Source organism: Vibrio sp. 10N.261.45.E2 (assembly GCF_002875705.1).
Taxonomy (GTDB): Bacteria; Pseudomonadota; Gammaproteobacteria; order Enterobacterales; family Vibrionaceae; genus Vibrio.
The window spans coordinates 26,533-37,690 of record NZ_MCZZ01000175.1; the positions used below are offsets into that span (position 1 = coordinate 26,533).

7 protein-coding genes are annotated in these 11,158 nt (G+C 43.8%); 4 read left to right on the forward strand and 3 right to left on the reverse strand.

The window, feature by feature from the left end:
• Positions 1-165: 165 nt before the first annotated feature.
• The 3 genes from prc to BCT34_RS23785 form a co-directional block, all read right to left on the reverse strand.
• Positions 166-2,160 carry a carboxy terminal-processing peptidase gene (gene prc / locus BCT34_RS23775; protein WP_076651878.1) on the reverse strand — a complete coding sequence of 665 codons (1,995 nt, stop codon included), beginning with the start codon at positions 2,158-2,160 and terminating at the stop codon, positions 166-168.
• 17 nt (positions 2,161-2,177) lie between these two features.
• Positions 2,178-2,801 (reverse strand): RNA chaperone ProQ, encoded by a 624-nt coding sequence (gene proQ, locus BCT34_RS23780; protein ID WP_017057223.1) that lies wholly within the window; start codon positions 2,799-2,801, stop codon positions 2,178-2,180.
• Between the two features lie 97 nt (positions 2,802-2,898).
• Positions 2,899-3,390, reverse strand: a complete 492-nt coding sequence (locus BCT34_RS23785) for a GAF domain-containing protein (protein WP_076651879.1) — start codon at positions 3,388-3,390, stop codon at positions 2,899-2,901.
• A gap of 89 nt (positions 3,391-3,479) precedes the next feature.
• Between BCT34_RS23785 and BCT34_RS23790 the strand changes: the two genes are divergently transcribed.
• The 4 genes from BCT34_RS23790 (at position 3,480) to rsmF (ending at position 10,849) form a co-directional block, all read left to right on the forward strand.
• Positions 3,480-5,276: an ABC transporter ATP-binding protein gene (locus tag BCT34_RS23790; protein WP_076651880.1), complete on the forward strand. Its 1,797-nt coding sequence runs from the start codon at positions 3,480-3,482 to the stop codon at positions 5,274-5,276.
• A 54-nt stretch (positions 5,277-5,330) separates the two neighbouring features.
• Positions 5,331-6,614 carry a paraquat-inducible protein A gene (locus BCT34_RS23795; protein ID WP_076651882.1) on the forward strand — a complete coding sequence of 428 codons (1,284 nt, stop codon included), beginning with the start codon at positions 5,331-5,333 and terminating at the stop codon, positions 6,612-6,614.
• Entirely contained in the window at positions 6,601-9,258 is a 2,658-nt protein-coding gene (locus tag BCT34_RS23800; protein WP_102300406.1) for an MlaD family protein, read from the forward strand. The genes BCT34_RS23795 and BCT34_RS23800 overlap by 14 nt, the downstream gene beginning before the upstream one ends.
• A 169-nt stretch (positions 9,259-9,427) precedes the next feature.
• Positions 9,428-10,849: a 16S rRNA (cytosine(1407)-C(5))-methyltransferase RsmF gene (gene rsmF / locus BCT34_RS23805; RefSeq protein ID WP_076651823.1), complete on the forward strand. Its 1,422-nt coding sequence runs from the start codon at positions 9,428-9,430 to the stop codon at positions 10,847-10,849.
• The last annotated feature ends 309 nt before the right edge of the window (positions 10,850-11,158 follow it).

Sequence of the window (11,158 nt, forward strand, 5' to 3'; positions counted from 1 at the left end):
TAAGTGTCATTATCGGCTTAACTTTAACCTACAGAATTCTTTGTCCCCCAATAATAAATAGTTATAAAACATGCTAATAAACAGATAGATACGGGAAAACCAAATAACACCGACACAAAAAAAGCGAGCCTAGGCTCGCTTTTCAGTATCAACAGGTAGTAAAACCTATTTCTTTATCATATCTAGCATGATAGCAACAGACTCATCAAGATAAGCATCCGGAGCTTCATAGTCTTTCGGAATATCGTCCAACGTTTTAAACACCTCTAACTTAGCGGCTTTTTGACGTTGATTGATACGATCTAGACGAAGTGCATCCGCATCATCGCTCTCTTGCTGGCGTACCTTTTCATTCAAAAAAAGGTCGTTATCGTCTTTATCTGCTTTATATTTTTCAATATCTTGCGCGATAAAGCCAAATTCCATATCTGTCGCGATGCGAGCTTGGTGTTTAGCCGTTAACGCTGCGACTTGTTCATCGTTACGTTGTAACACTGAGTACTTCGCTTTGTCGATACTATCCCAAGGCAGTGCATTATCTTCAACACTTTCACCAGTATCTGCCGGGTCAATTGGTGTTGGGTAAGCAATATCAGGTACTACACCTTTGTTTTGCGTACTACCACCATTGATTCGGTAGAATTTTTGGATTGTGTATTGAACATAGCCCAACTCTTTGTCGAACAAATCATAAATATGATTCAACGAACGGTGTTGTTGCACCGTACCTTTACCGAAAGAGTTTTCACCCAAGATGATTGCGCGGCCGTAATCTTGCATCGCTGCCGCAAAGATCTCAGATGCCGAAGCACTGTAGCGATTTACCAACACCGTTAATGGACCTTGGTAACTGATTTCACCATCAGTATCGCTATTCACTTTGACACGACCGTAGCTATCACGAACCTGAACAACAGGTCCCTCTTTGATAAACAAGCCAGAAAGTTCGGTTGCTTCAGTCAGTGCACCACCACCGTTGTTTCGAAGATCAACAATAATACCTTCAACACCTTGCTCTTTAAGCTCGGTGATCAGTTTATCGGTATCTTTAGAAAGGCCAACGTAGAAACTTGGTACTTCTAATACACCAATCTTCTTGCCGTCTTTCTCGATCACTTCTGATTTAACAGCGCGGTCTTCTAAACGAATCTTATCGCGTACAATTGTGACAACGTGACTTTTTGCATCTTTACCGTCTGGCAAGATCTGTAGCTTAACTTTAGTCCCTTTCGGACCTTTGATAAGTTGTACTACATCGTCTAAACGCCAGCCGATAACATCAACTATCTCTTCACCATCTTGACCAACGCCAACAATACGGTCGCCATCGCTCAATTGTTTGCTATTTGACGCAGGGCCACCAGCAACTAAAGAACGAATAACGGTGTAGTCGTCTGTCATCTGAAGTACCGCACCAATCCCTTCTAGAGATAGATTCATCTCAGATTGGAATTGTTCTGCATTTCTTGGAGAGAGATAACTGGTGTGCGGATCAACTTCACGCGCAAATGCGTTCATGTAGATTTGGAAAGCATCTTCATTGTGCGATTGCGTAATACGCTTCATCGCATTGTTGTAACGCTTTTCCAAAACTTCTTGAATCTCTGGCCACTCTTTACCAGTAAGTTTTAGATTCAACGCATCGTATTTAACGCGTTTTCTCCAAAGCTCATTCACTTCAGCGATATCTTTTGGCCATTCAGCTTCACTACGATTGAGCTCAATACTTTCATCGGTATCAAACTTAATCTCTGTATCTAGCAAAGACAATGCATATTGAAAACGTTCAAAACGCTTCTGCATAGACAAATTATAAACATCGAATGCAATCTGGTTATTGCCTGCTTTCAGTTGATCATCAATTTGTGTAGATGACGCAGCGAAAGAGTCAATATCAGCTTGAGTGAAGATATTACGATTATAATCCAGCATCTCTAAGTAACGATTAAAGATAGCTTGAGAGAAATCATCGTTGAGATTGAAGTGTTTATAGTGAGAACGAGTAAATCGAGAAGTAACACGTTTACTAGCAGTTTCATGTTGGACCTCAGGAGCGAGTAGAGGTAAATCGTCCTGATCTAATTTGGCTTCGAGAGCCTGAGCTGAAGCTGCTAGCCAAAAGCTAGCAGCAATCAGTGTCAATTTTGAACGGCATTTCATGCGTAGGAGTATCTCCTTTAAGCGCGCAAGTGCTCCGCTTTAACAACCATTTGTAGGCCGTTTGCTAACTGAACACGCACATCTTCCTTATTGATTTCAACAATGGTCGCAGCCATGTTTCCTTTACCCATGTTCACATTTACTTCTTTGCCAGCGATAAATTCGTCAGCGTTCAAAGCGCGTGTTTCTACAGGCTTTTCTACTTTTGGTGCTTTAGGCGCTTGACGACGAGGCTGTTGAGCTTTCTTCGCCTTAGGCTTCGCTTTGCCTTCTTCACGAGCTTTTTGTGCTTGTTCTTTACGACGAGCTTGAACTTTCGCTTTGCTTTCTGCAAGTGTAGCTTTAGCGTGCTCAACGTGCTCTTCTTCTAGTGTGCCACACGCGTTGCCGTCTAGGTCAACACGTTCTGCGCCAGCTTTTACGCCGTGCAGGTAACGCCATGATGATGTGTACTGTCTTAACGCTGCACGAAGCTGAGTCTTACTTACTTTTTCGTCTTCATTTAGACGTTCAGCAAGATCTTGAAAAATACCAATTTTAAGTGGCTTCGCTTCACCTTCTAGAGTAAAGCATTTAGGGAAACATTCAGCAATATATGCGATAACTTCTTTGCTGTTTTTTAACTTTTCAGTGTTTTCCATGTGGGTTCCTGGTTTTTGCGGTTTTCCGCGAGCATTAAGAAAATATTTTTACGTATTATAGAGAGATGCTTGGGAAAAACCACAGTAAGAGAATAATTTATGCCTTGTTCGCGTGCGAATTAAGCAGCTTTTCCACTTCTGCCATGAAAAATGTTAATCCGTACTCATCAATTTGAGAAAAACGACCAACATTTGGGCTATCGATATCAAGAACGCCCGCTATTTTTCCGCCAATCGAGAACGGAATAACGATTTCTGAGTTACTTGCAGCGTCACAAGCGATGTGACCTTCGAACTCATGAACATCATGAATGCGCTGAACGGTATTCGTCGCAACCGCAGTTCCACACACACCACGCCCTACCGGAATTCGCACACAAGCTGGTTGGCCTTGGAAAGGACCCAGTACAAGTTCGTCTTTTTCCTTAGCTTGGTCCTGCTTCATTAAATAGAAACCCGCCCAATTCAACTCATCCAATTCCATGAATAATAATGAACTGATATTAGCAAGGTTAGCAGTTAGATCGGTTTCTGATTCAATTAATGCAACGGCTTGTTTGGTTAAGCGTTGGTAATGTTCTATTTTCATATTAACTTCCAATTAAATTGAGACTTCCATTATCAAGAGAACGCAGTAGAATGCGGCCATCAAACCAAATAGGACTTATTCTCATTACAATGAACGATTCAGAAGACACTATTAGCCGTTCTTGGTTAATAACTCAAGTAAAAAAACACAAGTCCAAATTACTGTTTGCTAACATTATTGCCATATTTGCAACTCTCATAAGCGTCCCTATCCCGTTGCTCATGCCATTAATGGTTGATGAAGTATTGCTTGATAAGCCGGCTTCTGGTTTAGATATGATGAACCACCTACTTCCATCATCGTTACAAACACCGACTGGCTATATAGCACTAACTTTGCTGTTAGTGATTATCATGCGCACCGTTAGCCAAGCGTTAAACATTCTGCAAGGGCGTCAATTTACACTCGTCTCTAAAACAATTACCTATCAAATGCGAAGCAAGATGATAGATAAGCTTGGTCGTATCAGTATTCGACAGTACGAAACCAAAGGCAGCGGTGGTATCAACGCCCACCTGATAACAGACATAGAGACAATAGATAAGTTCATTGGCTCTACTCTATCCAAATTCTTGATTAGCTTCTTGACCGTGTTCGGTACAGCTATCGTTCTATTGTGGTTAGAGTGGCGTTTAGGATTGTTCATTTTACTGGTCAATCCTGTTGTGATTTATTTCTCCCGTAAACTAGGCAGCAGGGTCAAGCACCTTAAAAAGTACGAGAACCAATCTTTTGAGCGCTTTCAGAACCGTTTGGTGGAAACCTTAGATGGCATTTATCAACTGCGCGCAGCCAATAAGGAACGCATCTTTCTTGATGAACTTAAGGTTCAAGCAAACCAAGTAAGAATCGATGCAGACAAATACGCTTGGCAGTCTGAAGCAGCTGGCCGTGTTTCGTTTCTACTCTTCTTATTAGGTTTCGAGCTTTTCCGTGCCGTCGCTATGCTCATGGTATTATTCAGTGACTTAACCATTGGTCAGATTTTCGCGGTATTTGGCTACTTATGGTTCATGTTAGGCCCGGTTCAAGAGCTACTAGGGATTCAATTCTCTTGGTATAGCGCAAAAGCAGCACTGCAACGCATCAACGATCTTCTTCAGTTAGAAGAAGAAAAGCGCCCTATTAGCAAAGTAAATCCATTTAATGAAGATCAAGAAGTGACAGTCGACATCGAAGACGTTACATTCTCTTACACATTAGAAAACACTGTTTTAAATAGGCTATCGTTGCACATCCCTGCAGGTAAGAAAGTCGCTTTGGTGGGTGCTAGTGGAGGTGGTAAATCTACGTTAATCCAGTTGCTGATTGGGGTTTATCAAGCGGACTCGGGCTGCATTCGCTATAACGGTGAAACAACCGACGACATCAGCTTTGATGTAATCAGGAATCAAATTGCCGTTGTTTTACAACAACCTATACTCTTTAACGATACATTAAGGCATAATCTGACCCTTGGTGCTGAATACGATGAAATGTCGTTGTGGCGTGCGCTTGAAGTCTCTCAAATGCAAGATGTCATCAAGCAACTGAGTAATGGTTTGGATACACAAATTGGTAGGAATGGCGTTCGACTGTCTGGTGGTCAACGACAACGCTTGGCAATAGCCCGCATGGTGCTGAGCAACCCTAAGTTTGTTATTCTGGATGAAGCGACATCTGCGCTCGATACAGCGACAGAGTCAGCGCTACATAAAGCGTTGAGCGAGTTTTTGAAAGATCGCACAACTTTGATCGTGGCTCATCGATTATCAGCGGTGAAACAAGCCGATCTAATCTATGTTTTAGAAGATGGACAAGTCACACAGACGGGAACACATGGTGAATTGGTTGAACAACAAGGACTCTATCAAACACTCTACGGCAGTGTGCAATCGCACGCCTAATGTTTGCGCGTCTAAGTCTTTAAGTCAGGCATCGAGCCTAACTGAAGTTTCAACTTGGGAGGTCGCGTGACCTCCCCATCGGTAACTAACCCTTTATCAACAAAACACCAATGCGATAGCAGCTCAGTACGTCTTTGTCAGGGCTGCGAACTCCCCGTAGATAAAATGGACATCCCTTTAGGGAAATCCGCTTACTGCCCAAGATGCGGAACTCAGCTTTATAGAGGCGGCACCCCTAGCCTGTCTGGAAACCTAGCCATCGCTGTCACTTGTTTGTTGCTATTTATCCCTTCTCACTTTTTCGAATTCATTAGCATCCGTCTAATTGGGGTGATGATACCTGCGACTCTGCCATCTGGTGTGTTTACCTTAATGGGCGAAGGCTTCCCGCTACTTGGCTTGTTAATCTTATTCTGTAGTTCCATCGCACCATTGCTGGTCTGTACCTCGGTACTCATCACCCATGTATCGCTACGTTTTAAGATCTTCACTCCCTTTCGTTATGCATTAGCCATTATTCAGACTCTCAAACATTGGATGATGTTGGATGTATTTTTGGTGAGTGTGGCTATCTCATGTTTCAAGCTACAAGATTACTCAGACATTTTTGTCGGTCCCGGTTTAGTTGGCTTAATTCTCCTACAGCTCTTTAGTGTATTACTGGTCAGCCGTATCAGTGTTCGCCGCTACTGGGAAGCTTGGGCTAAAGAATCTGACTACTCTTTTGCTGAAAGTAAGAACGTACACTGTCATAACTGTCACCTGTCTCAGCCAGACGGTCACACTTGTGTCCGTTGTCACCATGACTTATATCACCGCAAGCCATACTCTATACAGAAGACTTGGTCTCTGCTGTTTGCCGCATCTGTGGCTATTATACCGGCTAACGTCATTCCTATTTCTATCCTTATTACCAACGGTCAAAGGCTAGAAGACACCATTATTTCCGGTGTCGCTTCGCTGATTAATAGCGACATGTATGGTATCGCAGCGATCATTTTCATCGCCAGTATCGTCGTGCCAGTTGCAAAAATACTTGGCCTTGCTTACATCTTAATCTGCATCAAGATGAAGCGCGCCGTTTACCACAGACAACGCATGACCATCTATTTCATTGTGAAATGGGTGGGTAAATGGTCGGTAATGGATCTGTTCGTTATTTCGATCATGATGACCTTAGTCGACCGCGGACAAATTTTAAACTTTACACCAGGTTATGGTGCAGTCGCTTTTGGCGTCGTAGTTGTTCTCACGATGCTGGCAGCGGAAAGCTTAGATCCTAGGCTAATTTGGGATAACTACACCTCTAAAGATGAGTCAGTGAATGAACAACGATAACCAATCACAAACGTCATATTCACCAGAAGTAAGGAAAAACAAAGGCATCTCACCTTTGTGGATCCTGCCAATATTAACCGTCGCATTAGCTGGTTGGTTGGTCATGAAATCGATACACGATGCTGGGCAACGTGTGCAGATTTACTTCTCAGATGCCGCAGGTTTAGTCGCAGGTCGAACAACGATTCGCTACCAAGGCTTAGAGGTGGGTATGGTGCGCGACATTAATTTATCCAAAGACTTGTCGAGCATCTATGTCGATGCTGACATCTACCCAGAAGCGAAGAAGCTACTCTCAAAAGGTACGCGTTTCTGGCTCGTAAAACCAACAGCGAGTTTATCGGGTATCTCAGGGTTAGACGCGCTTGTTTCCGGTAACTACATTGCTATCCACCCTAGCGAAACCGAAGAAGACCCAGAAACTGTTTTCCAAGCCCTAGAATCTTCCCCTTCTGACTTGCTGGCTTCTGAAGGTTTGAACATTTCACTGACGACCAAAGATCTCGGTGGCGTGTCTGTTGGCTCTCAAATCGTTTACCGAAAAATCCCAATTGGCGAGGTTTACAACTACCAACTAAACGACAACGCCAAATCAGTGACCATTCAAGCGTCAATTAAAGATGAATACAGCCATATCATTACTGACCAAAGCCGCTTCTGGAATGTCAGCGGTTTAGGTGCAAGTATTGGTTTTTCTGGTGTTGATGTTCGTTTAGAGAGCCTAAGTGCATTACTTGGCGGTTCAATTGCAGTTGACTCTCCAGGAGAAGGTCAACCGGTTGAGATGAACACCAAATTCAAGCTCTACCCAGATCTGAAAACCGCCGGTCGTGGTATCTCTATCAAGATCGCAGTTCCCGATGATAATAAGATCAGTGCAACGGGTGCTCCGATCATGTATCGCGGCATCGAAATCGGTCAAATCACTGACTTATCGCTAAGTGAAGGACGCGAGAACGTAATCGCATCAGCCGCTATCCAACCAGCATTCAGTGACTTTTTAAATAGCGGCAGTAAATTCGTTCTAGAAGAAGCTGAACTGTCATTGACTGGCATGAAAAACATTGCCAACTTAGTGACAGGTAACTTTTTAACCTTGGTGCCAGGCGAAGGTGAAAAAGCGCGTCGATTTACTGCAATCCGCAAAAATGAATTCAGTCAGGAACAAGAAAAATCTGTTGCGATTCGCTTAACGTCGAACAATTCGTTTGGGTTAGATGTCGGCACACAACTGCTCTACAAAGGCATTGCCGTTGGTTCTATCATCCAAGTGGGTTTAGTCGATGGTGTTGGCTCTGGCTCTGATAAGCACGAAGTATTCATGGATGCGCTTATCGATAACGAGTACGCGCACCTTATCAAAAGTCACAACCGTTTCTTTGTGACAGGTAGTGCGACTGCAGAGCTGACCGAATCAGGTCTAAGTGTTACGGTTCCACCGGCAAAACAGCTTCTTACTGGCTCGATCAGCTTTGTGAGTGAAGGCAAATCTGAAGCTAGAACGGACTACCAGCTTTTCCAGAGTAAATCGTTAGCAGAAATCGCCAAGTTTAATCAGTCTGGTTCAAAGACGCTTTCATTATTTGCGAGTGAATTACCATCAATTTCTAAAGGTAGCCCACTACTCTACCGCAACCTACAAGTGGGCAGTATTTCTGATTTTCAGCTTGCAGACGGTGGCGTAAGAATCAAAGTCACGATCGAAAATCGTTACACGCACTTACTCAATAAGCATACCGTTTTCTGGAACCGCTCAGGCGTTGAGGTTGATGCGTCGCTATCAGGTATCAGTATTAAGGCGGCACCAGTTAAAACCCTTATCCAAGGCGGTATTGCTTTTGACTCGCTGCCGGGAATCGATAACAAACTCGGCGATGTGTGGAAGCTCTATAAAGATTCCAAATCCGCTCGAAAATTTGGCCGCGCGATTACTATCACCTCTTCTGGCGATCAAGAAGTCAGCAAGGGCATGGCGATCAAATATCAAGGTGTCACTGTTGGTGAGGTTACTTTGGTGATTCCGAACTTCAACAAGGGCGGTATTGAAATTACTGCGCGTATTTTACCTGAGTACGTCGACAAGATTGCCGTGGCGAACAGTCACTTTTGGTTGGCAGAACCTGAGATTGGCCTTAACGGCATCAAAAACGTCTCTGCGCTACTCTCTAAGCACATCAACGTAGATCCTGGCAAAGGTGAAAGAAACACGAAATTTGAGCTTAGCAAGGGACCCGTGCAGCCTGAAGGCAAGATATTCAAGCTACAAAGCGAAACGAGAGGCTCGGTATCTGAAGGCACTCCTATCTTATTCCGTGAGCTAGAAATCGGCAGTGTTATTGATGTTCAGCTGGGCGAGTTTGCTGACCGCATCATCTCTACGATTCAAATAGAACCAGACTATGCGTATCTGATCCGCGCAAACACCGTGTTCTGGAACGTATCGGGCGTCGATGTCTCTATCGGTCTGTCAGGCGCAAACATCAAAGCTGGAACGGTAGACAGCTTATTAAGAGGTGGTATTACATTCTCAACGCCACCGACGAATGAGCTTCAACCAGTGGCAAGCGAAGATCAGTCTTTCTACCTCTATCCTCAAGCCGAAGATGAGTGGAAATCATGGAGAACCGCGATTCCTCGTCCATAGAGTGAATCCTCAGAAGCTACATGCAAATTAATGCAGCTTAATGAAGACTAATTCTTCATCAAAATGCAGCCATTCGGCTGCATTTTTGTTGTTTGCTATAAATATGGTTTAGGGCGACCTCATTTTGCTTTAAACTCCCCGCATTAATGCAATAAATCGAGATAGTCTTTTGCACGCTAACGTATATATTCCTGAAGAATTCCTAACGCACATCGAAGCAATCATGCCTAGTCATCTAGATATGGCTTCTTTTGTCGCGTCATGCCAAAAACCACTTCGTAAAAGTATTCGAGTCAACACATTGAAAATCAGTGTTGAAGACTTCCTAGTACGAGCAAAAGAGAAAGGCTGGGAACTGGAACCTGTACCTTGGTGCGAAACGGGGTTTTGGATCACTGCCGATGAAACCGAAGCACCACTAGGTAATACGGCAGAACACATGTCTGGTCTTTTCTATATCCAAGAAGCCAGCTCGATGATGCCACCGTCAGCGCTTTTCCAAGGCGAAACTGATTACCAAGCAGTGTTAGACACGGCGGCTGCACCCGGCTCTAAAACAACGCAAATCGCAGCGCTAATGAATAATCACGGTGTATTAGTTGCCAATGAATACGCAGCGAGCCGTGTGAAAGTGCTTCACGCCAACATTGAACGTTGTGGCGTTCGTAATGCTGCGCTGAGTAACTTTGATGGACGAGTTTTCGGCGGTTGGCTACCCGATCAGTTTGATGCTGTGTTGCTTGACGCACCCTGCTCTGGCGAAGGCACCATTCGTAAAGACGCTGACGCGATGAAGAACTGGACGTATCAATCTGTGGTTGATATTGCCGACACACAAAAAGACCTGATTGAAAGTGCATTTCATGCTCTTAAACCTAATGGTGTTTTGGTCTACTCAACATGTACGCTCAGCACCGAAGAGAACCAGCAAGTGTGTCATCACCTAAAAGAGACCTTTGGTGATGCTGTTGAATTTGAATCTCTTGAGTCTCTATTCGACAACGCAAAAGCAACAACTACGGAAGAAGGCTTCCTGCACATATTTCCACAAGTTTATGACTCGGAGGGTTTCTTTGTTGCACGTATCCGTAAGCTAGCGTCTGTGACTCCACCAGAAGTTAAAAAGCGTCTGGGTAAATTCCCATTTGAAAAAGCATCAAAGAAAACTCAGCAAGACGTCGCGGAACAACTAATGAGTACTCTCGATATCGAATTGCCAAGCGATACTCAAGTTTGGATTCGCGATAAAGATGTTTGGCTTTTTCCAGAAGCGTTAGAACCAATGATCGGTGAATTCCGCTTCTCTCGTATGGGAATCAAGATCGCAGAAACCCATAAGAAGGGTTACCGCTGGCAACACCAAGTGGCAACAACGCTAGCCACAGGCAATGAAGCCAACATTGTAGACCTGAGTATCGAAGACGCTCGTGAATGGTTCATGGGACGAGATGTTCGCCCTGAAGGCTTGTCAGGCAAAGGCGAAGTACTAGTGAAGTACAATGGTGCAATCATCGGCCTTGGTAAGTGGGTTGGCAACCGAGTGAAGAACGGTTTACCACGCGAACTCGTCCGCGATAAGAACCTTTTCTAGTCGCTCGATAACAGTTCGTACTGTAATAAGAAAAACAAAAAGCCCAAACAACATTAATTGTTTGGGCTTTTTCTATTCTTATCGGCTACTTAATTTCGAGGGAAAGCATTGTGAAACCAATACTTAATTACAAAAACATCAATTCAAATCGCTATTTTTAATAACAAAAATCGCTTATTGGAGAATTTAAACTAGACTTCAATCTAACAGTCAAAGAATTAAAACGATTAGCGTAGGCTCTTCGGAGCTCTTTCCCCTAAGCCCAAACAGGAAAGTTTGGGCTTTTTTTTGGTTCATCGCGGATTAGCG